Raw genomic sequence first — 21,606 nt, forward strand, 5'->3', positions numbered from 1 at the left:
CATGGCCCGCGCGAACCCCCGCCATCTCGGCTACCGCCTGCTGTTGGCGAACGGCCTGACGGTGATCGGTTGTCTGATGCTGCCTGCAGGCATGCGTCAGTTGTCGGCCCTGGGCTATCTGGCGATGCCGTGGGTCTTGCTCTTCAGCCTGGGGGCGCGGGTGGAGCCCGGCCGCTGGTCGCGGCAACGCACCCGGGCCTACCGCTTGCTGGCGGTGCTCACCTTCGCCTCATCCCTCGGCTGGTATTTCACGAGTGCGCAGGAAAGCCGTGCGGGCTTACCGCTGCTCGTGGTCTGGACGCTCCTGGTGGCCTGGAGCTGCGAGCGCCTGATCCGCAACTTGGCGAAGGACCGCGCCATCAGCCGTGATGTCTTGATGGGAGCCTTGGCGGGTTACCTGTTGCTGGGCCTGGCTGCGGGACTGCTGTTTGCGGTGCTGGAGTCGCTGGCGCCGGGCAGCTTTGTGAACACCGTCGCCACCGATGTGTCGCTCCTGCATGGTGCCGCGGGGCCGGCGGCCAAGATTTTCTCGCTGGATTTTGCTGAGCTCAACTACTACGCCTTCATCACCCTGACGACGACCGGCTATGGCGACATCAGCCCGGTGACGCCCCAGAGCCAGCTGTTGAGCGTGATGGTGGCGGTCTCCGGGACGGTCTACCTAGCCCTGGTGATGGGTCTGTTAATCAGCCGCTACACCGTCCAGGACGCGGAAGAGGAGATCGCCGAAGAGCGCGAAGACTCCTAGCGCTGCAGCTCGATCAGCCAGTCCTTGCCGAGGGACTGGAGCCGTTGCTGGCCCCATGGCTCGGCTTGGTTGACATCGACCAAGCCGAGGTCGCCCAGGGGGGTGCGAGCGGCCAATCCCCCGAGCAGGGTTGGGGCGATGACGCCAGCCACCTGTTGCACGCACCCGTCAAGCAGGGCGGCGGCGGCGAGCTCCGGGCCGCATTCCCAGAGCACCTGATTGCAGCCCCGCTGGGCCAAGAGTTCGAGGGCGGCCTTCGGTTGGCAGTCCGGCAGGGCGAGGTGCTCGATCCCCAGGTGATCCAGCTGCTGTTGCCGTTCAGGGGGAGCGTCGCTGCCGTGGAGCACCAGGGTGGCGGCCTCGCTTTGGTCCCAGAGCTGGGCCGTGCTGGGCAGATCCAGGCTGTGGCTGAGCACAACCCGCAGCGGTTCAGGGCTGCGCTGCCCGCGGCTGGTGAGCAGGGGATTGTCAGCGCGGAGGGTTCCGCCGCCGACGAGGACCGCGTCGCATTGGGCCCGCAGCCGATGCACCCAGGCGCGGGCCGGTGGACCGGAGATCCATTGACTGGAGCCGTTGGGTAGGGCGGTGCGGCCATCGAGGCTCATCGCCCACTTGAGGATTCCCCAGGGGCGCCCGGTCTGCACCCGCTGGATGAAGCTGCGGTTGAGGGCTTGGGCCTCCGCTTCGCAGACCCCGCTGATCACCTCGATGCCGGCGGCCTGGAGTTGGGCGATGCCGCCTCCGGCGACCCGTGGATCGGGATCCCGCATCGCGACGACAACGCGGCTGACGCCCGCGGCCATCAGCGCTTCACTGCAGGGGGGTGTGCGGCCGTGGTGGCAGCAGGGCTCCAGGGTGACGATGGCGGTGCCGCCTTGGGCCCGCGCGCCGGCTTGGCGCAGGGCGTGGACCTCCGCGTGGGGTGTGCCGGCTTGGCGGTGAAAGCCCTCGCCAACCAAGGCGCCGGACCGATCCAGAACGAGGCAGCCCACCAGCGGGTTGGGGCTCGTGCGTCCGGCCCCGAGGGAGGCCAGCTGCAGGGCCCGCTGCATCCAGGGCCGCCAGGCGCCGCTGCTCATCCGGCGTCGCGCCAGCTCGGCAGGCTGCGCCATTCACCCACCACAAAGGGAGGAACGGGCAGCTCGACGAACACTCCCGGGAGCTCAAGGCGGAGGGGGCGGTTCTGGTGCAGGTCGGCCAGGAGGGGATTGAGGTCAAACTCGGCCGCGGCATCCCGGCCATCGCTCGCCAGCTTCGGGTTGGCGGTGGTGATGTCCTCCAGTTCCCAGGTGCCTCGCCCGGAGTGCACGATCAGCGAGGTGGGGTGATCGAGGCGCACGCGGCCCGGATAGCCCACGATCCGCAGGGTCACTGGGCCGCCTGGGGGACCAGAGCGGTAGGCGACGGCCTGCCAGCTCTGGTAGTCCAGATCCCTGAGGCTTTCCAGGCTGCGGACGATCTCCGTGCCGTTCTCATCGGGGTGCAGATGCACCTGGGCGTTGGCGGGTTGCAGGGGGAAAACCAGCAAGACCGCAGCCAAGAAGAGACCGAACCAGTGCTTCACCGAAGACGCGCTTTCGTTTCCCCAGCGTATGAAAGCTGAGTGGGCGAGGAGCTAGCTGCGGGGCTGGCTCTGAAACCCGTCGCAGCCGATTGAGCTCGATCGGGAGACCAGAGCGGTGAGCCGGTCCATGACTAATGCAGGGGTCTCAAAGCGGTAGGTGACCAACCCCTCATGGTTCGACGTTGGTGTGATCTGCAGCCCTCCGTAGCGCTGGACGAATCGATCCACGAACTCCGGCTCGATGGTTGTTTTCCGAATGATGGCTTCGGGCTCTCCTGCTCGAAGTGCAACGGCGAGGTCACTTTTGGAGTAATGCCAGAGCCAGGGGTTGCCATCAGAGGCGATTGGCAGAGTTCGAATCGTCCCGCCCGAAAACAGCTCTAACTGAAGAGGGTCAAGGCTGGAATCGACGAGATAGAAATGCTGTTGGCCGTCATTGAGTTGAAGAAGAGCGGCCTTCGGCTGCCATTGCGAGGCGAGGTTCAGGCTGGCTTGAACCGCAGGCAGGCACAGGTTGATCAGGATGACTGTGGCGGTCATCGAAATCCCACGGAGAAGCTTGTTTGAGGGGAAGACCGCTCTTTCGCTCAGAAATAAGGCTGAGATCGATAGTAGGAATGGTGAGATGAGAAGCGGTAGAAGGATGTATTTGGCCGAGTTCAGTCTGTGGTCTGAAATGTATGTCAATGAGGCAATCGTTAAAGCGCTGCCGAGGGCGCTGCCCATCAACAGCGTTGCTGCTTGATGGGATTTGCGGTTGATGAGGCTCGCCCACAAGCTCACCGCATACGCCAGTCCGCAGAGCAGGAGAAGGGGGCTCCCTTCCTTTGGATCAAGGGAGCTGTGGAGCTTGATCGACTCGGTCAGGACGCTCAGATTCGCTGTCAGCGAGTTTCTGCACTCGGTTGGAACGGTATTCAGCAGGATGTAACCGAGCAGGCAGCCAACGGCAGAGGACAGGCAAAGCCGCAGCCAGTTGTTGTGGGCCGCTTGGATTCTTGTTCGGTTCAGTGCAGCGATGGCAATCGAGAGTGCAGTGAACGGGAAGAGAAAGGTGATCAGAAAAAAGAGGTTGTCAAAGCAGAAGAGAGCCGCTCCGCCAATCGTCGCGATCGCCGTCATGCGCCTCCAGGGTTTCTCTACTTGATATGCGATCCAGGACCAGGCGATGAAGGTTGCTGTGATGTTCCCGCCATGGTGGATTGGCATCGTGGCTAATCCTGCAGTGGTGCTGAACTGCGGAATCCATGCCCCAATGCCAACCACTGCGATGGAGCTCAGCAGGCAGCAGCTCCAGAACGAACGCTTGATGATTTGGCTGACAAAGAGTGCACCGGAACAGCCCAGCCAGGCCCCATTCAGGATGCTTGAGGCAAACATCCACTGCTTGATGTCTGTGCGGAGCCCACTCGTGATGAGTGCGTCTAAGTAGTCGGGGAACAGGCTGGGCAGCCTTGAAAACCTCGGGACACTGCTTAGTCCGCCACTGAAGAGCGTCTGAATTTGTAGGTAAGGCCTCAGGTGGTCGCCGATAAAAATCGACTGCGTTTCACTCCAAAACCCACGCGATGCAGAGGCCCAGGCGAGGGTGATCAGTAGGGCTCCAGCAATCAAGCTCCCGGCCCGGCTGATGTTTGCCCAGGGTCTAACCACTCGCCTCCGCCCCTGGGATCCGCTGCCAATCGGTGTGGGTCGCCCAGACCCCCCAGATCGCCATCGCCCGCAGGTAGTGGCAGGCGCGGAAGGTGTTCACCGCCGTGATCGCTTCGGGGGTGCGGAACTGCAGGCCGCCGGAATACACCTGATGGACCACTGCTGAGGTGATCGCCAGGGCGGTCTCGGTCTCGCCCATCAGCCGGAAATAACTGGCGATGCCGAAGTTGATCCCGGTCCAGACCTCCAGCGGGTGTGTGCCGTTGGGGTCCAACGGGGTGCCGTCGCGGCGCAGGCCATTGGCCACGCCGAGGCTGCCGCCTTCGAACGTCTCGAAGCAGGACTCCCGCACGGCATTCAAGGTGCTGCGGCTGTTGGCCTCGCTCACCACCGGCTCCAGGCCCAGCAGGCGTGCATAGAAGTCACCGCAGAGCTGGTCGGCCATCACCACGGGCGTGCCGCTCTCGGCGTCGATGTCGTAGTACTCGCCGTTCCAGAGGAGCGTGTCGAAGTTCCCTCGCGATTGCGCCAGCCAACCGCTGAATTCCTGTTGCTCAGCCGAGGTGTCGAGGCCGGTGCTCAGTTGCAGCTGCTGGGCGATCGCCAGGGCCGCTTCCAGTGCGGCAATCCAGAGGGCGCCGCAGTAGGCGCTGACGCCCTTCAGCGGCCAGTCATCAAAGGTCTGATCCGGCGCACCGCCGTTGTCGGGCAGGCCGTCGTTGTTGATGTCGAAGGTCTTCAGGTACCGCAGCGCCTCCACGGCCGCCGGCCAGCACTCCGCCAGGAAGCGCAGGTCCTCGCCATTGGGGGCGAGCTTGAAGGTGCGCCAGACCTGCAGGACGTAATCGCTCGCCAGGTCCTTCCAGAGGTTGCAGTCCTGGTAGGCCGTGTAGTTCGTGGCATCCCACGGGCGCTCGTTGGGGGCCCCCAGGTCGTGGGGTGTGGCGCCCTTCACCTTGCGGGCGGCTTCGACGCGGCCCTTGCCCTGGGTGAAGTACCAACCAATCGGCCGCGGCGTGGCGTCGGCTGCGGGGATCGCCCGGGCAAAGCTCCGCAGCACCGCCTTGTCGAGCTCCGGCCAGAGCTGCAGCAGCGCCAGGGAGCCGTAGAGCCGCACATCCAGGCTTTCGTACCAGGCGTAGTCCAGGCACTCCAGGACCCCGAAGCGGCCCACGGGGTCTTCGCGGCTGGCGGCACTCCAGAGGCTGCCGCCGCTGCAGAGGTCATAGAGCTCGTTGAAGAGCGCCATCCGCAGCGGCTCCGGCAGATCGCTGCGCTCCAGCACCGGCTGCTGCCAGGCCTCGATCTGCGCTTTCCACTGGCGCCAGTGGGTCAGCCCCTCTGCGGCAATGGCGGCGGCGTTCTGGCCGCTGGTCCCAAAGAAATCGGTGTAGCGGCGCAGGGCGCTCGTGCCGGTGGCGAAGGCCGTGACCGGTAGATCCCAGCTGATGACCACCGGAATCTCGATGCTCTGGCCAGGCTCCAGCCGGCAGCGGACCGCCAGGGCGGCACTGACCGGTTCGGCGGCGCCGCTGCGGCGGTTGTTGTTGCTCTCGGGGATCGAGCCATCGCGGCTGAAGCTGCCCCAGAGCTCTGAGCCATCGCTCGTGGGAGTCCAGCGGCTGCAGCGTTGGATGCTCACCCCGGGCTGTTCGCTGGTGGCGATGCACCATTGGCCCTCGCCTTCCCGCACCGGGCTGGAGACGTCACCCCCGAGGACGACTCCCTTGCAGTTGCCGTCCTCGATCCATGCGTTGCGGTGCCCTTCGCTCTTGCCGATGGCCGGGGCGTAGTTGTGCTCCGGGCTGCCGTCATCGCGGAAGTGCACCTCGGCGGAGGAGTCGGTGTTGGTGAACCAACCGCAGGTGTTCCGCCAGCTGAGCATCAAGGAGAGATCCAGCGGCTGGCTGCTGGGGTTGCGCAGGGTCCAGACGAACACCGCCAGCGGATAGCTGGTCTGCTGGTAGTTGCCCGGCAGGATCGGGCTGAAGGCCTCGCAGCTGACCTCGGCGTCAAAGACCCCTTCGTAGTGCGTCCAGCTCAGGGGGTAGCGGGCGGCGTAGGTGCCGGTCTTCTTCGTCTCCGTGCTGGCGGGATACCAATCCCAGCTCTGCAGCGGTTTGTCGGCCTCGGGCCGGGAGGCATCGCGGCTGGACTCGACCGCGAGGGCGTGGGCGCGGCTGCTGTTGCCGTTGCTCTCAAACAGGGAGAACTGGCAATCGGGCAACACCCCGAACCAGTGCTCACCGCCGTCGAGGTGCCAGAGGTTGAAGGAGCCATCTGGGGCGCGACCGATGCAGCCGGCGCCAAAGCCACCGAGGGGCATGCCGTGGTTGGGGCCGTCGTCGAGGTTGCTCGCGTAGCGAACCGTGTAGGGAGAGCTCCAGCCCTGACCTAAGGGGCGGCTCCAGCTCGCGGTCGGGGGCTGCCAGGTGGCGGGACGTTTGGAGCGACGGAGTCCGGCGCGGCGCAGCAGGGACTTCAGGGCGGACAGGCCGAGGCGCGCCATGGGGCAGCTATTAGTGCCGCCAGCTTGTCAGAGTTGAGAGGGGTTCGCCCGTTCGTTCGCCTCCTGTTCCACCAGCGCATCCAGGGTTGCCGCGGAACGCACCAAAGCCTGGTAGCGCTGCACCACGCGCCGGTTTCGCTCCAGCCAGCCCGCGGGGTTGCCTTGGGCCACCGCCAGGCTGCCGCTGTTGTCGTCATCGAGCAGATCCAGGTCGCTTTGTTGGGCGATCAGCGCCACGACCAACTCATGCAGGCGTTGACGGCGATCGGAGGGGTTCATCGCTCAGCAGCAGAATGCACCCATGATTGAGGTGATTGGCACCGACGCGGGCGCTCCGGCATCGCTGCCCCTCGACAAGCAGCAGCTGCTTCGCCAGGCGCCCCTGGTGGCGGCCCCCCGTCGCCTGCATGACGCTCTGCAGGGCTGGAGCAGCGCCCCCCTGATCGCCAGTGACCAGCCAGAAGCCCTGATCGATCAGCTCCAGGGGGCCGAGGCGGCGGTGGTTCTGGCCAGTGGTGACCCCCTCTGGTTCGGCATTGGCCGGCTCCTGATCCAGGGACTGGGCGTTGAGCGTTTGCGCTTCCACCCCTCCCCCTGTTCCCTGCAACTCGCCTTCTCCCGGCTGGCCCGTCCTTGGCAGAACGCCAGCTGGATCAGCCTCCACGGCCGTGACCCCGGGGTCCTGGCGTCTCGCCTGCAGCAGCGCCCGGAGGCCCTGGCGGTGCTGACCGACCCCAGCCGCGGCGGGGTGGCGGAAGTGCGGGAGCTGCTGCGGGCCTCCGGGCTGGAGCAGGCCTATGGCCTTTGGCTCTGTGAGCGGCTCGGACATCCCGAGGAGCGGGTGCAGCGGTTGGCTCCCGCGGCTGCGCTGCCTGCGGATCTGGATCCCTTGCATCTCGTGGTCCTGCTGGCGGAGCAGCCCGATCCCCAACCGCCGGAGTCCTTGCCGCTCTTGGGGCTCGCCGACGGTGCCTACCTGCAGCATCCGGATCGCCCCGGGCTGATGACCAAGCGTGAGGTCCGCATTCAGCTGCTGGCTGACCTCGACTTACCGGCCTCTGGGGTGCTCTGGGATCTGGGGGCCGGGGTGGGCTCCATTGGTCTGGAGGCCCTGCGCCTGCGGCCTGGGCTGTCTCTCTGGGCGCTCGAGCAGCGGGGTGGTTCAGCGGCGTTGATCCGCGCCAACGCCGAGCGGCTCGGGGTAACGCCAGCGGGGGTGATTGAAGGTCGCGCCCCGGAGGCCTTGGCGGATCTGCCCGACCCCGATCGGGTCTTGATCGGCGGCGGCGGTCGCGATCGTGTGGCCCTGCTCGAGGCCGTGTTGGCGCGCCTGAATCCCGGCGGACGGGTGGTCATTCCCCTGGCCACCGTGGAGGCCTTGGCGGACCTGCGTCCGGTTTTAGAGCGAGCCGGCCTGGTGGTCGGCATCGCTCAGCACCAGGCCTGGCGGGGCTCCGCCCTGGCGGATGGCACCCGGCTGGCGCCCCTTAATCCGGTGCTGATCCTGCGGGGACAGAAGCAATCGGGCTGATCACAGCGGGCATGCCGACGCGGATGCCCAGGCGCTTGGCTTCCCCGGCCCCGAGCTCCACGACGCCGTCGCCGGGTTCCTGGGGGCCGTAGCTGCGGCAGGGCAGGTGCGGACAGGGCGTCGTGTTGGCCTCAATGGCGATCACCCGGTTGCCATGGAGGAAGATCATGTCGAGTGGCGCCGGGGTTTTGTGCATCCAAAAGCGGAGCGGTTGCGGTGTGGGGAAGGGAAACCACATCCCGCGCAGCGGTGCGAGGGGCGGCCTGCCCTGCAGGCCCATGCGCTGCTGCTCTTGGCTGCGGGCCACCTCCAGGGCAATGCAGGGTTGCTCCGCCGCGACACACCACTGGGCCTCAAGGGGGAGCTGTTGCGGCGGAAGGGCAGGGGTTGGCATCGCGTCAGCCCAGCTGGGGTGGTCCGTCGCTGAGGCAGTAGCCCCTGCCGCGGACGGTGTGGATCAGCCGCTTGCCGCCCTCGGCCTCCAGCTTTTGGCGCAGGTAGCGGATGTAGACCTCGATCACGTTGCTGGCGGCCCCCTGCTGATCGCGCCAGACCGTCGCCAGGATCCGCTCGCGGCTGACCACCTCGCGGGCGTGCTCCATCAGCAGCTCCAGCAGCGCGTATTCCCGTGCGGTCAAGGCGATCGTCGTGCCCTGGCGGCGCACCTCATGGCGGCTCGGGACGATGGTCAGGTCCCCCAGTTGCAGGAGATCCCGCGGCGGCCGCTGTTTGTCCTGCAGCTTGAGGTGCACCCGCAGCCGGGTCAGCAGGTCGCTGGCGCCGGCTGAGGACAACCAGAAGTCGTCGCCCCCCTGGAGTAACACCTCGGAGCGGGCCGGAACGCTGTCCTCAACGATGTCCAGCAGCAGGGGAACCGGTCCCAGGTTGTGGCGGAGCTCCTGGATCCGGGCTCCCCAATCAGTGGAGAGCACCACCAGCTCGCAGCCGTCCTCTGCGGCCTGCTTCAGGCCGGGTTCGCCAAGCAGGGGGGCGTAGCCGGAGGCACTCAGACGCTCGGCGAGGGCTTCGGACGTCTCCCCCAGGAGCAGGACACAGACGTCGTTCATCAAGCGCCGCTGCCGGGCTTGGCCACGTGGGGCAGGCCCCAGCCGAGCTTGTTGCGCAGCACCTGGAAGAACTCATGGTCCGCCAGGCGCACGAAGCGCACGGGGTGCTCGCTGCGGCGGATTAGGACCCGATCCTCCGGCCAGACGTAGCAACCGGCGCTGCCGTCCACGACCATCATCAGCCGCTCGGGGGTGGCCGGGAAGACTGTCACCGGCTCGTGATCACTGAAGACCAGGGCCCGAGACGCCAGGGAGTGGGGGGCGATCGGGGTGAGCTGCAGCACCGGGCAGTCGGGGCTGATCACCGGTCCGCCGGCGCTCAGGGCGTAAGCGGTGGAGCCGGTCGGGGTCGAAAGGATGACGCCATCGGCGGCGATGTCCACCGGGGCGTGGCGGCCGACGGCGATCTCGAAATGGCACATCGAGGTGATGGGCTCGCGGTGCAGCGCCATCTCGTTCAGGCAGAGCAGCTCCCAGCGGCGCTGGTCCCCGCGCATCACGGTCACCACCAACGTGGTCCGCTCCTCGACGGTCCAGTCGCCGGCGATCACCTGGTCGAGGGCTTCCTCAAGCTTGGGGAGGTAGGTCTCCGCCAGGAAGCCCAGGTGCCCCGTGTTGATCGTCAGGATCGGCACGTCGATCGGTGCCGTCATCCGGGTGGCCGACAGCACGGTGCCGTCGCCCCCAAGCACCATCGCCATGTCCATCCCCGCTTCGAAGTGGGGGGGGACGCAGGCAACGTGCCCTTTGCTGCGCAGGTGCTGCTCAGGGTTGGCGAAACCGACCATCCCGGCGGCACTGCTGGCGCGCAGCACGTCGTAATCCGCCTCCTTAAGGCGGGCCTCAATGGTGTCGGCAGTGGACAGGGCCAGGTCCTTGCCGTCGTTAATGATCAGTCCGACGCAGGGCAAAGAGCGGCTCAGGTGGTCCCCCCAGAGTTTATGGGGATCAGAACTGTTCGAGGAAACGCAGGTCGCTGGTGAAGAGGCGACGGATGTCATCGATGCCGTGGCGCACCATGCAGAAGCGCTCCACCCCCAGGCCAGCGGCGAATCCGCTGTAGCGCTCTGGGTCGATGCCCATGCCCTGGAGCACCGCCGGATCGACCATGCCGCAGCCCATCACCTCGAGCCAGCGGCCGCGCCACTGCACGTCCACCTCTGCGGAGGGCTCGGTGAAGGGGAAGTAGCTGGCGCGGAAGCGCACTGGCAGATCACCAAAGAACTGCTGCAGGAACGAGGTCACCGTGCCGCGGAGGTGGCTGAAGTCCAGGCCCTCATCGATGGCCAGCACCTCGACTTGGTGGAAGACCGGGGAATGGGTGGCGTCGACGGCATCGCGGCGATAGACGCGGCCCGGGGCAATGATCCGGATTGGCGGGGCGTTGTTCTCCAGGTGGCGGATCTGCACCGGTGAGGTGTGGGTGCGCAGCAGCTGGTGATCACCCAAGTAAAAGGTGTCCTGCATGTCCCGGGCCGGGTGATGCTCGGGGATGTTCAGGGCGGTGAAGTTATAGAAGTCGCTCTCGATCTCAGGCCCTTCTTCCACCTGGTAACCCAGGCCCGAGAAAATATCGACGATCTCTTCCACCGTGCTGATCAGGGGGTGGCGGTGGCCCACCGGCGTGAAGCTGGCCGGCATGGTCACGTCCAGGGTCTCGCTGGCGATGCGCTCGGCCATGGCCGCGCTCTTCACCGCTTTGAGGCGATCGCTCAGCAGGGTTTGCACCTGCTCTTTAAGGACGTTCGCTCGTTGTCCTACCAGCGGACGTTCGTCGCCGGGCAGCTTGCCCATCGCGCCGAGCACCCCGGAGAGGCGACCCTTCTTGCCCAACAGACCAACGCGCAGGTCTTCGAGGGCGGCGGCATCAGCGGCGGCAGCGATCTCTTGGGCGGCCTGGGCCTCCAGCTGATCCAGTTGATCGGTGAGCTGCTGCAGGCTGACGGTGGCGCTCAAGGATCGGCTTCAACGACCGCCGACTTTAGGTAGACGCCTGCTTAGCCTCGGGCCAGGCGAGAGGACAGCGTGCGGATCCTGATCAGTAATGACGATGGCGTCTTCGCTGATGGCATCCGTGCCTTGGCGGCTGAAGCCCTGCGGCGAGGGCACCAGGTCACGGTGGTTTGCCCTGATCAAGAGCGCTCCGCCACGGGCCATGGCCTGACCCTGCAATCCCCCCTGCGGGCGGAGCGGGCCGATGAGCTCTTTGCCGATGGCGTCACGGCCTGGGCCTGCAGCGGCACCCCCAGCGACTGCGTCAAGTTGGCCCTGTTTGCCCTGCTGGAGGAGTGGCCTGACATGGTCCTCTCCGGCATTAACCACGGCCCCAACCTCGGCACCGACACCTTGTATTCGGGCACGGTCAGTGCCGCGATGGAGGGCACGATCGAAGGCCTGCCCGCCCTGGCGGTGAGCTGCGCGGATTACAAGTGGCGCGAGTTCGAGGCCTCCGCCCGCATCGCCTTGGATGTGGCCGAGCAGAGCCGCCGCGAAGACTGGGATAAGGGGATGCTGCTGAACCTCAACGTTCCGGCTCTGCCCCTGGAGTCCATCGGCCAGCTGCGCTGGTGCCGCAAGGCGGTGCGCCGCTACACCGATCAATTCGTCAAGCGCAGCGACCCTCGGGGCCGCACCTACTTCTGGTTGGCCGGCGAGGTGGCCAATGACCTGGAGGCCGAGGTGGCGGGGCCCAAGGAGTGGCCCATCGATGTGGCCCACGTGGCGGATGGCGGCGTCTCGCTGACCCCGCTGCAGCCCGAGCTGTTCTGGCGCGGCGATCTCTCAGCCCTGAAGCAGCCTCACTTCGCGCGGTAGATCCGCTGCAGGAACCAGAGCGAGAAGATCAGGCCGATGGTGTGGGCGAAGAGCACCTGGGTGTTGCTCAGTACCGAGAGCATCTCGATCGAGGTGATCGGGTAGCCCACCAAGCTGCGCGCGCTGGTTCCGCCCACCGGAGAGCCAAAGAAGCCCGGGGCTTGCAGCGAGGCCTGAACAAAGAGGCTGCCGGCGAGGGACTGGTAGCCCACTGAGGCAAAGACCAGGCCCAGAACGTCCGCGAGCAGTCCCCGTTTGATCAGCTTTGCGGCCTCGCTGCGGCTGGGCTTGGCGCTGCTGCCCAGCGCTCGGCCGAGGCGAACGATCAGCCAGCCCTGCCAGAGGCTGTAGAGCAGCACAAAGAAGGAGAGGGTCGTCAGCGACAGGCCCGGGCCCAGGCCCAGGGCGCGCTCGGAATTGCGGGCCAGGCTGCCGCCGATGTTGTTGAAGAGCAGGACTCCCACCACGACGATCCCCAGGGCGGTCTGGGTCCAGAAGCGAATCCAGGCCATCCGCCTCAGCCCTAGGGAGAGCAGCTGAAAGTCGAGGCGATCGGCCATGGGACGTGGGGGGATGCCCAAACCTGCCATGGGAGAATGACTCTGGCGAGGCCTCGAGCGCTTTTGGTTGTGATTGCAGCGCTCAAGATTGAGCCCCTGTCCGCTGGCGCAGCTCTGTGATTCCGCTGCTCGAGCCAGGGCAAGCGAAGGGGCCCACGGCGGTGGCCCTCGGCAGCTTTGACGGTCTGCATCCAGGCCACCGCAGCGTGATTGCGGCCGTCACCGACCGCGCCGGCCAACGGGGCCTGGTGCCCACTGTGGTGAGTTTCTGGCCCCACCCGCGGGAGGTCCTCTTCGGCGAGCCCCGCTTGCGGCTGGACTTGCCCGCCGAGAAATTGGCCCTGCTGGAGCCCCTGGGGATCGAGCAGCTGGTGCTGGTGCCCTTCACCCGTGCGCTGGCTGCCCTCTCACCGGAAGCCTTTGTCCACGAGGTGCTGCATGGGCAGCTCCAGGCCGGCCTGGTGGTGGTGGGCGAGAACTTCCGGTTTGGGGCGGGCCGAAGCGGCACGACCGAGACCCTGCGGCAACTGGGAGCCGAGCGGGGCATCGACGTTCAGATCCAACCCCTGCTCGCGGAAGGGAGTGAGCAATTCAGCAGCAGTCGCATCCGCCGTGCCCTCGCGGGCGGGGACCTCAAGGAGGCGACCAGGCTCCTGGGCCGCCCCTATCGCTTTGGCGGCAGCGTGGTCAGCGGCCGTGGCTTAGGGCGTCAGCTGGGCTGGCCCACGGCCAACCTGCAGGTGGATGGCCGCAAGTTCCTGCCCCTGGAAGGGGTCTATGCCGCTTGGGCCTGGCTGGGGGATGAGCGGCTTCCGGCGGTGATGAACCTGGGCCCTCAGCCCACGGTGGATCCCACGGCGCCCTCGGCCGTCGAAGTCCATCTGCTGGGGCGCAGCCTCGACCTCAACGGCAAAGAGCTGTTTGTGGAGCCGGTGGAGTTGCTGCGTAGGCAGCAGCGCTTCGAGAACCTTGAGGCCCTGGTGCAGCAGATCCAGCGGGATGCGGAGCGAGCGGCGGCGCTGCTGGACTCAGCTGCCGGGGTAGGCGTTGGTTAGGCCCCAGCTGATGAAGGCGGCGATCGCCCCCAGCAGCAGAATCCCTGAGATCAGCACCACCATTGGGCTGTCGGATTCGCCCTGGGCCATCGCCATTCCTGTTGGATTGCGCATCAAACCTAAGCAGAGAGTCCTGCCCCTGCAGACGCCATGACCACACCTGAACAGCCGGCTGCGGTTTTGCGGTTGCTGGACGCCAACCTCGACCGCGCCCGCGAGGGGTTGCGGGTGATCGAGGACTGGTGCCGTTTTGGCCTCGATCGGGCCGATCTGGTGGCCCGCAGCAAGGACATGCGCCAGCGCTTGGGGCGTCTGCATGACGAGCGCTACAAGCAGGCCCGCGACGCCGCCGGTGATGTCGCGACGGGGATGGCCCATCCGGCCCAGCGGGAGCGCGAACAGCCGCAGGCCGTGGTTGCAGCCAACTGCGGCCGGGTCCAGGAGGCCCTGCGGGTCTTGGAGGAATTCGGGCGGGGGTTGGATGATCGCCTGGCTGAGGAGGCCGCGGCGGTTCGCTACGCCCTCTACGACCTGGAGGTAGATGTGATCCGAGCCAGTGCCGGCGGGCAGGAGCGGCGCGAACGCCTGCGGGCGGCGCGCCTGTATCTCGTGACCAGTCCGTCGCCTCGGCTGGAGGCCGTCGTGGAGGCGGCGCTCGAGGGGGGCGTCCGTTTGGTGCAGTACCGCGCCAAGGACGGAAGCCTGGCGCCCGACGGCCAACCGATCACCGATGCCGTTCGTCTGCAGCAGGCCCAGGCGTTGCGCCAGCTCTGCAGCCGCTATGGCGCCCTCTTTCTGGTCAATGACCGCATCGACATCGCCCTGGCGGTGGATGCCGATGGCGTGCACCTCGGCCAGGGGGATCTGCCGCCGGCCCTGGCCCGGCAACTGCTCGGCCCGGAGAAGTTGATTGGCCGCAGCACCCACGCCCTGGCGCAGTTGCAGCAGGCGATGCGCGATGGCTGTGATTACGTCGGCGTTGGGCCGGTGAATGCCACCCCGACCAAGCCTGGCCGTGAGCCGGTTGGGCTCGATTACGTCCGGCAGGCCGCCGCGGAAAGCGCCATCCCCTTCTTTGCCATCGGGGGGATTGAGGCGGCGAACCTGCAGGCCGTGTTGGACACCGGTGCCACCCAGGTGGCAGTCGTGCGGGCGATCACCGAGGCTGCGGATCCGGCCCAGGCCGCCCGGGACCTGCTGGAGATGCTGCAGTGATTGAGATCCGCGTCAACGGCGAAGCCACCAGCTGCCCCGAGGGTTTGAACCTGGTGGAGATGCTCGAGCACCTCGGCTACCGCCCCCAGCTGGTGGTGGTGGAGTTCAACGGCGAGATCCTGCCGCGGGCCCGCTGGGCGGAACAGCCGGTTCGGGAAGCCGATGGTCTCGAGGTGGTCACCATCGTCGGCGGGGGTTCTTAGATTCCATCGAGCTAGAGCTCCGCCGTGGCCGCTTCACGTCCCTCCTCGCTCGTGCGCCGGCTGCTCAGTGGCTTGATGGTTCCGGCCCTGGTGCTCACGCTCCTCTTGGCGGTTCCCCAGGCGAGTCAGGCCGCCAGCGGTGGTCGCATTGGTGGTGGCAGCTTCCGCTCCGCTCCGATGCCCCGCAGCTATGGCGGGGGTGGCTACCGGGGCGGCTACCGGGGCGGCGGTTATCAGCGCGGCTATGGCAGCGGCTTCGGCTTCCCCTTTGTGGTGCCCTTCTTCTTCGGCGGCGGCGGCCTCTTTGGCTTCTTGATCCTGATGGCCGTGGTCGGTTTGCTGGTGAACGCGGTGCGCGGCGGTGGCGGTGTGTCCTTGCCGGCGGGCATGCAGGGCGGTTCCATCGACCGCGCGCCGAGCGATGGTCCGGTCTCGATCGCCCAACTCCAGGTGGGCCTGTTGGCTTCGGCCCGGGAGCTGCAGCAGGACCTGCGCGACCTCGCCGGCCAGGCCGACACCAGCACCAGCAGCGGCCTGCAGCGCGTCTTGCAGGACAGCACACTCGCCCTGTTGCGCCAGCCTGATCTTTGGGTCTACGCCAATGCTGAGGTGGGGCATGTCCCCTTCCAGGCGGCGGAATCCACCTTCAATCGCCTCTCGATGACCGAGCGCAGCAAGTTGCGCAGCGAGGTCACCAGCAACGTCTCGGGAACGGTGAGCACCAACGCCAGTGCCAAGGCCGGTGATGCCGATGCCGTCAGCGATTACATCGCGGTCACCCTCCTGGTGGCGAGCCGCACGCGCCTGAACCTCAAGCCGGTGAATGGTTCCGAGGAATTGCGCGAGACCCTGCGCATCCTGGGCTCCGTGCCCTCCAGCCAACTCTTGGCCCTCGAGGTGATCTGGCAGCCCGATGGCGCGGGTGACGTGCTGAGTGCCGATGAGCTGATCACGGCCTACCCGCAGCTCAAGCACCTCTGAATTCGCTCTTCAGGTTTGCTCAAGATTTAGGGAATTAAAGAAACTCTTCGGCTCCTGATCGCCTCAACTGGTTGTTGATCAGGGGGTTCAATCCGTAAAGTCGGAGAACTTCTTTTTTCATCCGTGTCCAGCCCGCGCCACAACGCCGAGACCTCCGCCATGAAGTGGCAGGCCAACGGTGAGCTGACGGGCGTGGACCTGCAGTCTCTGCTCAGTCGCCTGAACAAGGTGGAGACTGAAGAGCGGGCCCGTGAGCTGGAGTGGCTGAGCCGTCACGACGCGGTATAGGCGCTAGCGCGGCCGCCCAGCCGAGCCAATCCTGAAGGTCAGCCGCAGATTCGTCTCGCATCCGTTGCACCCCTCAGGGGTGCTCAGCACACTGCGGAGCACCGGCGTGGCGTGCATGGCTCGGCGATCGATGCAGTGGGTGAACACCCCCGTGTTGATGGAGGCTTTGGACCGCTATGAACAGGGGCGTCTGCCCCGCTCGATGCGTCTCTGGGTGGAGGCGGTGCTGGATCTGGAGCGCCCGCTTACCGCTCCGCTTCGGCCCCACTGCTGAGCAGGATCCGCAGGGCGGCCATCGCGGCGCCATAGCCGTTGTCGATGTTCACCACGCTCAGGCCTGGGGCGCAGCTGGCCAGCATTCCGTGCAGGGCCGCCTGGCCGCCGGCACTCACGCCGTAGCCGACGCTCACCGGGACCCCGATCACTGGTTGGGGCAACAATCCGGCCAGCACAGTGGGCAAGGCTCCCTCCATTCCCGCGCAGGTGATCAGCACCCGGGCCTGGCGCAGGCGATCGAGTTGCCCCAGCAAGCGGTGGAGCCCCGCGACGCCCACATCAAGCACGCGCTCGCAGGCGATGCCATGCCACCGCAGGGCCAGTTGCGCTTCCGCGGCAACCGGCAAATCACTGGTGCCGCCACTGACCACCACCACCTCCCCCAACTCCGGACGGAGTGGGGCCGCAGCGCCCAGGCTGAGGCAGCGCGCCTCGGCGTGGAACTGAAGCTGCGGTTCATCCGGCAGGAGCGCTGCAACGGCTTGGGCCTTGGCGGGATCCACCCGGGTGGCCAGGGCCAATTCGCCGCTGCGCTGCTGCCGCACCAGGATCGCCGCGATCTGCTCGGCGGTTTTGTGCTCTCCCCAAATCGCTTCGGCCATGCCGAGGCGTTGCCGCCGCTCGAGATCCAGGCGGGCCAGCTCGCTCATGCCGCCGGGATCAGTTCCCCTTCAAAGACAAGGGGGAATGGGTTGCCCTGGCGTTGGCCCGTGGCCTCGCGCGCGAGTTCTTCAAAGCGCGTTTGCACCGCTTCCACATCCGCCTCGGGGATGGCTTTCCATTGTTCGCGGCTGGCCCAGCGGATCAGCAGCGTGCCTTCTTCGCGCGCGCTGTCCCAGAGCAGTTCGCGGCCCAGGAAGCCGTCTTGCTTCTGCAGCCAGGGTTCCCAACTGCCCTGCTCGGCCTCGAGCCAGGCCTGGCGACCATCCGCCGGCACCTTGATGCGCAGGTGCTCGACGACGACCACCTCGAGCTGACCGCCGGGCTGATCCGTGGCGGCGATCGCCACGTCGGGATGGCCGGCCAGCAGCATCGTCAGGCAAAGCACGAGTGCGGCGACCCTAGCGAGCAGGCTCATGGGCGTTGCAGCAGGGCCACGGCCTGGGAGGAGATGCCTTCTTCGCGGCCCTCGGCGCCCAGCTTTTCATTGGTGGTGGCCTTCACCCCCACCTGATCGGGCTCCAGGCCCATTCGGGCCGCGATCGCAGAACGCATCGCTTCGATGTGGGGTTTGAGCTTCGGCCGCTCGGCGATCACAACGGAATCGACGTTGACCACGCTCCATCCACGCTCCTTAACGAGGGCGACGACCTGCTCCAGCAGCACCAGGCTGTCGGCCCCTTTCCATTGGGGGTCGTCGGGGGGGAAGTACTTGCCGATGTCCCCCAGGGAGAGGGCCCCGAGCAAGGCATCCATGATCGCGTGCACGAGCACATCGGCATCGCTGTGGCCATCGAGCCCCAGGCCGGCGGGGTGCTCTAACCGTTGGCCCCCCAGGATCAGCGGCCGACCCGGCACCAGCCGGTGGATGTCGTAGCCATTGCCGATCCGCAGCTGCATGGGTGCCGGTTGCGCTTGGTTTTGGAACCTAGGCGTTCGGCAGCACCTGCAGGTTGGTGCCGTCTCGGCCCATCACCAGCACCTGGCTGCCGGGCCTGAGTGCTTGGCCAGGCTCCAGGTTCTCCGCCGCCCAGCTTTGGCCATGCCAGAGGACCCGCCCCTGGTCGCTTCCGGCATCAAAGCCACTGATCACCTCTGCGTACTGGGCCGCGTCGCTTTGGCGGATGGCCCGCTCCCGTTTGCGCGCCGACCAGCGCTGCAGCAGCACAAGTAGGGCGAGTGAGCCGGCGGCAAACAGCAGCAGCTGCAGCCCCAGGCTCAGGGGCAACCAGGCGCAGAGCAGCGAGACCAGCAGGGCGGCGAGGGCCGCGGCGAGCAGGCCGTCGAACTCCACCCCGAGCCACTCGAGGGCCAAGAGGGCCAAGGCAACCAGAAACCAGAGCAGCGCAGTCACGGGGTTGCGATCAGGCAGCTGCTGCCTAGCTTGAAGGCGACGGAGCGATTGGGCCAATGGAAGCGCTGTTTGGCTTGCCGGCCCTCGTGGTGATGGCCTTTTTGGGGCTCAACAGCATCAAGGTCACCAGCGGCGGCCAGTCCCGCCTGGTGGAGAGGCTCGGCAAGTACGACCGGCAACTGCAGCCCGGCCTCTCCCTGGTGCTCCCCGTGGTGGAGCGGGTGGTCAGCCATGAGTCCCTGAAGGAGCGGGTGCTCGACATTCCGCCTCAGCAGTGCATCACCCGCGACAACGTCGCCATTGAGGTGGACGCGGTCGTCTACTGGCAGTTGCTGGAGCACGAGCGGGCCTACTACTCCGTCGACAACCTGCAGGCGGCGATGGTGAATCTGGTGCTGACCCAGATCCGCGCCGAGATGGGCAAGCTCGACCTCGATCAAACCTTCACTACCCGCCAGGAGGTGAATGAGGCGCTGCTGCGGGAATTGGATTCCGCCACCGACCCCTGGGGCGTGAAGGTCACCCGAGTGGAACTCCGCGACATCCAGCCCTCCCGCGGAGTGCAGCAGGCGATGGAGCAGCAGATGACTGCCGAGCGGGAGAAGCGCGCGGCGATCCTGCGCTCAGAGGGCGAGAAGGAGTCCCAGCTCAACGCGGCCCGGGGCCGCGCCGAAGCCCTCGTGCTCGATGCCAAGGCCAAGCAGGAGGCCCTGCTGCTGGAGGCGGAAGCCCAGGCCAAGCAGCAGGCCCTCTTGGCCCAGGCCCGCGCCGATGCCGCCACCCGTTTGGCCGTGGCGATTCAGGAGAATCCCGAGGCGGCCGAGGCGATGCGTTTGCTGCTGGCCGGCGATTGGATGGCGATGGGCGAGCAGATGGCCCAGGCACCCGGCGGCAGCGTCTTGATGGTGGACCCCCAAAGCCCGGCCGCCTTGATCTCGGCGCTGAAGGGCTTCCAGCAGAAGGGTTAGCTCTGCTGCTCCGCTTGCCAACGGGCGTAGAGGTCAGGCCGGCGCTCGCGGGTGCGCTCCTGCTGCTGTTCGGCCCGCCAGCGGGCAATGGCGCCGTGGTCGCCGCTGCGTAGGACATCCGGGACGCCCATGCCGCGGAAATCCGCCGGGCGCGTGTAGTGGGGATGCTCCAGCAGCAGCGCGCTGTGGCTCTCCTCCTCTAGGCAGGCTTCGGTGCCGACGGTGCCCGGCAGTAGGCGGACCACGCCGTTGATGATCGTCATCGCCGGCAGTTCGCCGCCGGTCAGCACGAAGTCGCCAATCGAGACCTCCTCATCGGCCAAGGAGCGAATGCGCTCATCGAATCCCTCGTAGTGACCGCAGAGGAAGACCAGCTGGTCGTAATCCGCCGCCCAGCGGCGCAGGTCCACCTGACGCAGGGGTTGTCCCTGGGGTGACATCAAGAGGGTGCGCCGGCGCGGTTGCACCGGGATCGACTCAAAGGCGGCAAAGACCGGCTCCGGCTTGAGCACCATCCCGGCACCGCCGCCATAGGGCTCGTCATCCACCTTGCGGTAGCGATCCGTGGCGAAGTCCCGCGGGTTGTGAACGTGAAGTTCAGCGCGGCCGGCGGCGAAGGCGCGGCCGATGACCCCAAGCCCCTGCAGCGGCGCAAAGGCCTCCGGGGTCAGGCTGACCACATCGAGGCGCATCGCTTAGGCGGCGGGCCGGCTGACCCGGCGGATTTCAGAACTGAAGCTGGCGCGGCCTGGGGTGCCATCGGCGGGCTGCTCGATGGTGGAGCGCAGGCGCAGGTTGGGCTTGTTGAACCAGATCCGCTCGCGGATCTCGCTGTCGTCCTGCTCGAGGATCAGCTCGAGGCTGCTGTCGGGCCAGAGGGTCCAGCGGCCCTGCTGCTCGCCGGCTTGGAACTGGCCGTCGGCCTCGAACTGCAATTGCTTTGGGGCCTGGTCCTTCGGGCCCACGCTTAGGCCGCCGGGGTTGCCCTCGAGGTGGCGCACCACGAGTTCGCCGCGTTCACTGCTGTGCCATTCATCGCCCTCACCGCCTTCGCTGTCGTCGCCAAGGACAAAGCGGGATCGCAGGCACATCCACTCGCCTTCGCAGAGCTGCAGGAAGGCTTCGATCGAGTCCGGGGGAAAGGAGGCGGTGTCGCTCATCGGGGGATTCTCTCAGCTGTCGCCGCGGTACCCGAGTTCCGCCAGCCGCGAGGAGCTGCGGCGCCAGTTGGGAACGACCTTGACAAAGAGCTCCAGGTAGACCGGGCCGGAGATCAGCTTTTGCATCTGCTGGCGGGCGCCCGTTCCGATCTGGCGCAGCATTCGGCCGCCCTTGCCGATCAGGATTCCCTTCTGACTGGTGCGCTCCACCAACACGGTGGCCAGGACCGCGGTGCGCTCCTTGTCATCGACGACCCGCTCGATTTGCACGGCGACCGAGTGGGGAATCTCTTCGCGGGTGTGCTGCAGGACCTGCTCGCGGATCAGTTCCGCCAGCAATAGCTGCTCCGGTTGGTCGCTGACCGCATCGGGCGGATACAGGTGCGGCCCCTCGGGTAGCTCGGCCGCCAGGGCATTGACGAGCGCTTCGGTGCCGTCGCCATTGAGGGCGCTGACGGGGTGGAGGGGCCAACCGGGCACGAGTTCGCGGTAGCTGGCCTCCAGCTCGGCCGCCTGGGCGGGGTCGACGAGATCGCATTTGTTCAGGGCGACCTGGACGGGCACCTTGGTGCGCTCGAGCAGCTCGACGATGAAGCCATCCCCGCGGCCGGCGGCTTGGCTGCCATCCACGAGCAGAAGCACCTGATCGACTTCACCGATGGCGCCACGGGCGGTCTGTACGAGCCGCTCCCCCAGCAGGTGATGGGGCTTGTGGATCCCGGGGGTGTCCACGAGCACCAGCTGGGCCGTGGGCGTGGTGAGGATCGCCCGCAGCCGATTGCGGGTGGTTTGGGCCACCGGGGAGGTGATCGCCACCTTCTCGCCGACCAACTGATTCATCAGGGTGGACTTGCCCACGTTGGGCCGTCCCACCAGGGCGACAAAGCCTGAACGAAAGCCTTCGGGGCTCTGCCCCAGGGTGAAGCCACCGGCAACGGCCTCGGCCGGCAGATCGCTGAGATCTGGGAAAGGCGGCAGCTGGTCGTGTGACTCCATAGCC

Annotated in this window: 28 protein-coding genes; 10 read left to right on the forward strand and 18 right to left on the reverse strand. The window is 66.9% G+C overall.

Features of this window, described 5'->3' with window-relative positions; translation table 11 throughout:
• Position 1: 1 nt before the first annotated feature.
• Positions 2 to 748, forward strand: coding sequence for a potassium channel family protein (locus tag H0O22_RS00835; RefSeq protein WP_185187200.1), 747 nt, complete (start codon positions 2 to 4; stop codon positions 746 to 748).
• Here H0O22_RS00835 and ribD read toward each other — a convergent pair.
• The 5 genes from ribD to H0O22_RS00860 are packed head-to-tail and all read right to left on the reverse strand — an operon-like array spanning position 745 to position 6,753.
• Positions 745 to 1,860, reverse strand: coding sequence for a bifunctional diaminohydroxyphosphoribosylaminopyrimidine deaminase/5-amino-6-(5-phosphoribosylamino)uracil reductase RibD (gene ribD / locus H0O22_RS00840; protein WP_185187201.1), 1,116 nt, complete (start codon positions 1,858 to 1,860; stop codon positions 745 to 747). The genes H0O22_RS00835 and ribD overlap by 4 nt on opposite strands.
• A complete protein-coding gene (locus H0O22_RS00845; protein ID WP_185187202.1) occupies positions 1,824 to 2,312 on the reverse strand; it encodes a DUF3122 domain-containing protein in 489 nt (162 codons plus the stop codon). Before H0O22_RS00845 ends, ribD begins: the two co-directional genes overlap by 37 nt.
• A gap of 51 nt (positions 2,313 to 2,363) precedes the next feature.
• On the reverse strand, positions 2,364 to 3,926 hold the full coding sequence (locus H0O22_RS00850) for a hypothetical protein (protein ID WP_185187203.1): 1,563 nt from the start codon (positions 3,924 to 3,926) through the stop codon (positions 2,364 to 2,366).
• Positions 3,927 to 3,957: 31 nt separating this feature from the next.
• Positions 3,958 to 6,474 (reverse strand): GH116 family glycosyl hydrolase, encoded by a 2,517-nt coding sequence (locus H0O22_RS00855; protein WP_185187204.1) that lies wholly within the window; start codon positions 6,472 to 6,474, stop codon positions 3,958 to 3,960.
• A gap of 27 nt (positions 6,475 to 6,501) precedes the next feature.
• A complete protein-coding gene (locus tag H0O22_RS00860) occupies positions 6,502 to 6,753 on the reverse strand; it encodes a hypothetical protein (RefSeq protein WP_185187205.1) in 252 nt (83 codons plus the stop codon).
• Positions 6,754 to 6,775: 22 nt separating this feature from the next.
• On the opposite strand from H0O22_RS00860, the gene cbiE reads away from it, so the two are divergent.
• The gene (gene cbiE, locus H0O22_RS00865; protein WP_185187206.1) at positions 6,776 to 8,005 is read left to right on the forward strand and encodes a precorrin-6y C5,15-methyltransferase (decarboxylating) subunit CbiE; all 1,230 of its coding nucleotides are present in this window, start codon (positions 6,776 to 6,778) and stop codon (positions 8,003 to 8,005) included.
• Here the strand turns inward: cbiE and H0O22_RS00870 are convergent.
• The 4 genes from H0O22_RS00870 to pheS are packed head-to-tail and all read right to left on the reverse strand — an operon-like array spanning position 7,962 to position 11,028.
• Entirely contained in the window at positions 7,962 to 8,399 is a 438-nt protein-coding gene (locus H0O22_RS00870) for a DUF192 domain-containing protein (protein ID WP_185187207.1), read from the reverse strand. The genes cbiE and H0O22_RS00870 overlap by 44 nt on opposite strands.
• 4 nt (positions 8,400 to 8,403) lie before the next feature.
• The gene (locus H0O22_RS00875; protein WP_185187208.1) at positions 8,404 to 9,072 is read right to left on the reverse strand and encodes a response regulator transcription factor; all 669 of its coding nucleotides are present in this window, start codon (positions 9,070 to 9,072) and stop codon (positions 8,404 to 8,406) included.
• On the reverse strand, positions 9,072 to 9,983 hold the full coding sequence (locus H0O22_RS00880) for an NAD(+) kinase (protein WP_185187209.1): 912 nt from the start codon (positions 9,981 to 9,983) through the stop codon (positions 9,072 to 9,074). The genes H0O22_RS00875 and H0O22_RS00880 overlap by 1 nt, the downstream gene beginning before the upstream one ends.
• Positions 9,984 to 10,020: 37 nt before the next feature.
• Positions 10,021 to 11,028 carry a phenylalanine--tRNA ligase subunit alpha gene (gene pheS, locus H0O22_RS00885; RefSeq protein WP_185187210.1) on the reverse strand — a complete coding sequence of 336 codons (1,008 nt, stop codon included), beginning with the start codon at positions 11,026 to 11,028 and terminating at the stop codon, positions 10,021 to 10,023.
• A gap of 69 nt (positions 11,029 to 11,097) precedes the next feature.
• On the opposite strand from pheS, the gene surE reads away from it, so the two are divergent.
• Positions 11,098 to 11,886: a 5'/3'-nucleotidase SurE gene (surE, locus tag H0O22_RS00890; protein ID WP_185187211.1), complete on the forward strand. Its 789-nt coding sequence runs from the start codon at positions 11,098 to 11,100 to the stop codon at positions 11,884 to 11,886.
• On the opposite strand, the gene H0O22_RS00895 is transcribed toward surE, so the two are convergent.
• On the reverse strand, positions 11,871 to 12,446 hold the full coding sequence (locus H0O22_RS00895) for a DUF3611 family protein (RefSeq protein WP_185187212.1): 576 nt from the start codon (positions 12,444 to 12,446) through the stop codon (positions 11,871 to 11,873). The genes surE and H0O22_RS00895 overlap by 16 nt on opposite strands.
• 116 nt (positions 12,447 to 12,562) lie before the next feature.
• On the opposite strand from H0O22_RS00895, the gene H0O22_RS00900 reads away from it, so the two are divergent.
• Positions 12,563 to 13,501 (forward strand): bifunctional riboflavin kinase/FAD synthetase, encoded by a 939-nt coding sequence (locus H0O22_RS00900; protein WP_185187213.1) that lies wholly within the window; start codon positions 12,563 to 12,565, stop codon positions 13,499 to 13,501.
• Here the strand turns inward: H0O22_RS00900 and H0O22_RS00905 are convergent.
• On the reverse strand, positions 13,475 to 13,615 hold the full coding sequence (locus H0O22_RS00905) for a hypothetical protein (protein WP_185188462.1): 141 nt from the start codon (positions 13,613 to 13,615) through the stop codon (positions 13,475 to 13,477). The genes H0O22_RS00900 and H0O22_RS00905 overlap by 27 nt on opposite strands.
• A 36-nt stretch (positions 13,616 to 13,651) precedes the next feature.
• Here H0O22_RS00905 and H0O22_RS00910 point away from each other — a divergent pair, with 36 nt between their 5' ends.
• The 5 genes from H0O22_RS00910 (at position 13,652) to H0O22_RS00930 (ending at position 16,462) form a co-directional block, all read left to right on the forward strand.
• Positions 13,652 to 14,716 (forward strand): thiamine phosphate synthase, encoded by a 1,065-nt coding sequence (locus H0O22_RS00910; RefSeq protein WP_185187214.1) that lies wholly within the window; start codon positions 13,652 to 13,654, stop codon positions 14,714 to 14,716.
• Positions 14,713 to 14,919: a sulfur carrier protein ThiS gene (thiS, locus tag H0O22_RS00915; RefSeq protein ID WP_185187215.1), complete on the forward strand. Its 207-nt coding sequence runs from the start codon at positions 14,713 to 14,715 to the stop codon at positions 14,917 to 14,919. The genes H0O22_RS00910 and thiS overlap by 4 nt, the downstream gene beginning before the upstream one ends.
• Positions 14,920 to 14,994: 75 nt before the next feature.
• The gene (locus H0O22_RS00920) at positions 14,995 to 15,900 is read left to right on the forward strand and encodes a DUF1517 domain-containing protein (protein WP_185188203.1); all 906 of its coding nucleotides are present in this window, start codon (positions 14,995 to 14,997) and stop codon (positions 15,898 to 15,900) included.
• Between the two features lie 123 nt (positions 15,901 to 16,023).
• Positions 16,024 to 16,188 carry a hypothetical protein gene (locus tag H0O22_RS00925; protein WP_185187216.1) on the forward strand — a complete coding sequence of 55 codons (165 nt, stop codon included), beginning with the start codon at positions 16,024 to 16,026 and terminating at the stop codon, positions 16,186 to 16,188.
• A 115-nt stretch (positions 16,189 to 16,303) separates the two neighbouring features.
• Positions 16,304 to 16,462, forward strand: a complete 159-nt coding sequence (locus tag H0O22_RS00930) for a hypothetical protein (protein ID WP_185187217.1) — start codon at positions 16,304 to 16,306, stop codon at positions 16,460 to 16,462.
• Here H0O22_RS00930 and larB read toward each other — a convergent pair.
• From larB to H0O22_RS00950, 4 genes are read right to left on the reverse strand one after another with little or no spacing between them, the layout of a single operon-like run.
• On the reverse strand, positions 16,434 to 17,114 hold the full coding sequence (larB, locus tag H0O22_RS00935) for a nickel pincer cofactor biosynthesis protein LarB (protein ID WP_185187218.1): 681 nt from the start codon (positions 17,112 to 17,114) through the stop codon (positions 16,434 to 16,436). The genes H0O22_RS00930 and larB overlap by 29 nt on opposite strands.
• The gene (locus H0O22_RS00940) at positions 17,111 to 17,542 is read right to left on the reverse strand and encodes a TIGR03792 family protein (RefSeq protein ID WP_185187219.1); all 432 of its coding nucleotides are present in this window, start codon (positions 17,540 to 17,542) and stop codon (positions 17,111 to 17,113) included. Before H0O22_RS00940 ends, larB begins: the two co-directional genes overlap by 4 nt.
• Positions 17,539 to 18,024, reverse strand: a complete 486-nt coding sequence (gene ispF, locus H0O22_RS00945; RefSeq protein ID WP_185187220.1) for a 2-C-methyl-D-erythritol 2,4-cyclodiphosphate synthase — start codon at positions 18,022 to 18,024, stop codon at positions 17,539 to 17,541. Before ispF ends, H0O22_RS00940 begins: the two co-directional genes overlap by 4 nt.
• A 28-nt stretch (positions 18,025 to 18,052) precedes the next feature.
• Complete coding sequence (locus H0O22_RS00950) at positions 18,053 to 18,478, reverse strand: NfeD family protein (RefSeq protein WP_255439371.1); 426 nt, start codon at positions 18,476 to 18,478, stop codon at positions 18,053 to 18,055.
• Positions 18,479 to 18,534: 56 nt separating this feature from the next.
• Between H0O22_RS00950 and H0O22_RS00955 the strand changes: the two genes are divergently transcribed.
• Entirely contained in the window at positions 18,535 to 19,446 is a 912-nt protein-coding gene (locus H0O22_RS00955) for an SPFH domain-containing protein (protein ID WP_185187222.1), read from the forward strand.
• Here the strand turns inward: H0O22_RS00955 and trmD are convergent.
• The 3 genes from trmD to era are packed head-to-tail and all read right to left on the reverse strand — an operon-like array spanning position 19,443 to position 21,602.
• Positions 19,443 to 20,138, reverse strand: a complete 696-nt coding sequence (gene trmD, locus H0O22_RS00960; RefSeq protein ID WP_185187223.1) for a tRNA (guanosine(37)-N1)-methyltransferase TrmD — start codon at positions 20,136 to 20,138, stop codon at positions 19,443 to 19,445. The genes H0O22_RS00955 and trmD overlap by 4 nt on opposite strands.
• A gap of 3 nt (positions 20,139 to 20,141) precedes the next feature.
• Entirely contained in the window at positions 20,142 to 20,606 is a 465-nt protein-coding gene (locus tag H0O22_RS00965) for a phycobiliprotein lyase (RefSeq protein WP_185187224.1), read from the reverse strand.
• A 12-nt stretch (positions 20,607 to 20,618) separates the two neighbouring features.
• The gene (era, locus tag H0O22_RS00970; protein ID WP_221625489.1) at positions 20,619 to 21,602 is read right to left on the reverse strand and encodes a GTPase Era; all 984 of its coding nucleotides are present in this window, start codon (positions 21,600 to 21,602) and stop codon (positions 20,619 to 20,621) included.
• Positions 21,603 to 21,606: the final 4 nt, after the last annotated feature.

The sequence above is a fragment of the Synechococcus sp. LTW-R genome (assembly GCF_014217875.1).
Lineage (GTDB): Bacteria > Cyanobacteriota > Cyanobacteriia > PCC-6307 > Cyanobiaceae > Vulcanococcus.

Excerpts from the sequence above, each read along its gene's own strand:
- era (WP_221625489.1), bottom strand. The coding sequence starts at position 21,602 with ATGGAGTCACACGACCAGCTGCCGCCTTTCCCAGATCTCAGCGATCTG.
- H0O22_RS00875 (WP_185187208.1), bottom strand. The coding sequence starts at position 9,072 with ATGAACGACGTCTGTGTCCTGCTCCTGGGGGAGACGTCCGAAGCCCTC.
- H0O22_RS00860 (WP_185187205.1), bottom strand. The coding sequence starts at position 6,753 with ATGAACCCCTCCGATCGCCGTCAACGCCTGCATGAGTTGGTCGTGGCG.
- H0O22_RS00835 (WP_185187200.1), top strand. The coding sequence starts at position 2 with ATGGCCCGCGCGAACCCCCGCCATCTCGGCTACCGCCTGCTGTTGGCG.
- larB (WP_185187218.1), bottom strand. The coding sequence starts at position 17,114 with ATGAGCGAGCTGGCCCGCCTGGATCTCGAGCGGCGGCAACGCCTCGGC.
- ispF (WP_185187220.1), bottom strand. The coding sequence starts at position 18,024 with ATGCAGCTGCGGATCGGCAATGGCTACGACATCCACCGGCTGGTGCCG.
- cbiE (WP_185187206.1), top strand. The coding sequence starts at position 6,776 with ATGATTGAGGTGATTGGCACCGACGCGGGCGCTCCGGCATCGCTGCCC.
- H0O22_RS00905 (WP_185188462.1), bottom strand. The coding sequence starts at position 13,615 with ATGCGCAATCCAACAGGAATGGCGATGGCCCAGGGCGAATCCGACAGC.
- H0O22_RS00920 (WP_185188203.1), top strand. The coding sequence starts at position 14,995 with ATGGTTCCGGCCCTGGTGCTCACGCTCCTCTTGGCGGTTCCCCAGGCG.
- ribD (WP_185187201.1), bottom strand. The coding sequence starts at position 1,860 with ATGGCGCAGCCTGCCGAGCTGGCGCGACGCCGGATGAGCAGCGGCGCC.
- trmD (WP_185187223.1), bottom strand. The coding sequence starts at position 20,138 with ATGCGCCTCGATGTGGTCAGCCTGACCCCGGAGGCCTTTGCGCCGCTG.
- H0O22_RS00955 (WP_185187222.1), top strand. The coding sequence starts at position 18,535 with ATGGAAGCGCTGTTTGGCTTGCCGGCCCTCGTGGTGATGGCCTTTTTG.
- H0O22_RS00870 (WP_185187207.1), bottom strand. The coding sequence starts at position 8,399 with ATGCCAACCCCTGCCCTTCCGCCGCAACAGCTCCCCCTTGAGGCCCAG.
- H0O22_RS00855 (WP_185187204.1), bottom strand. The coding sequence starts at position 6,474 with ATGGCGCGCCTCGGCCTGTCCGCCCTGAAGTCCCTGCTGCGCCGCGCC.
- H0O22_RS00940 (WP_185187219.1), bottom strand. The coding sequence starts at position 17,542 with ATGAGCCTGCTCGCTAGGGTCGCCGCACTCGTGCTTTGCCTGACGATG.
- H0O22_RS00910 (WP_185187214.1), top strand. The coding sequence starts at position 13,652 with ATGACCACACCTGAACAGCCGGCTGCGGTTTTGCGGTTGCTGGACGCC.
- H0O22_RS00930 (WP_185187217.1), top strand. The coding sequence starts at position 16,304 with ATGGCTCGGCGATCGATGCAGTGGGTGAACACCCCCGTGTTGATGGAG.
- H0O22_RS00965 (WP_185187224.1), bottom strand. The coding sequence starts at position 20,606 with ATGAGCGACACCGCCTCCTTTCCCCCGGACTCGATCGAAGCCTTCCTG.
- H0O22_RS00895 (WP_185187212.1), bottom strand. The coding sequence starts at position 12,446 with ATGGCCGATCGCCTCGACTTTCAGCTGCTCTCCCTAGGGCTGAGGCGG.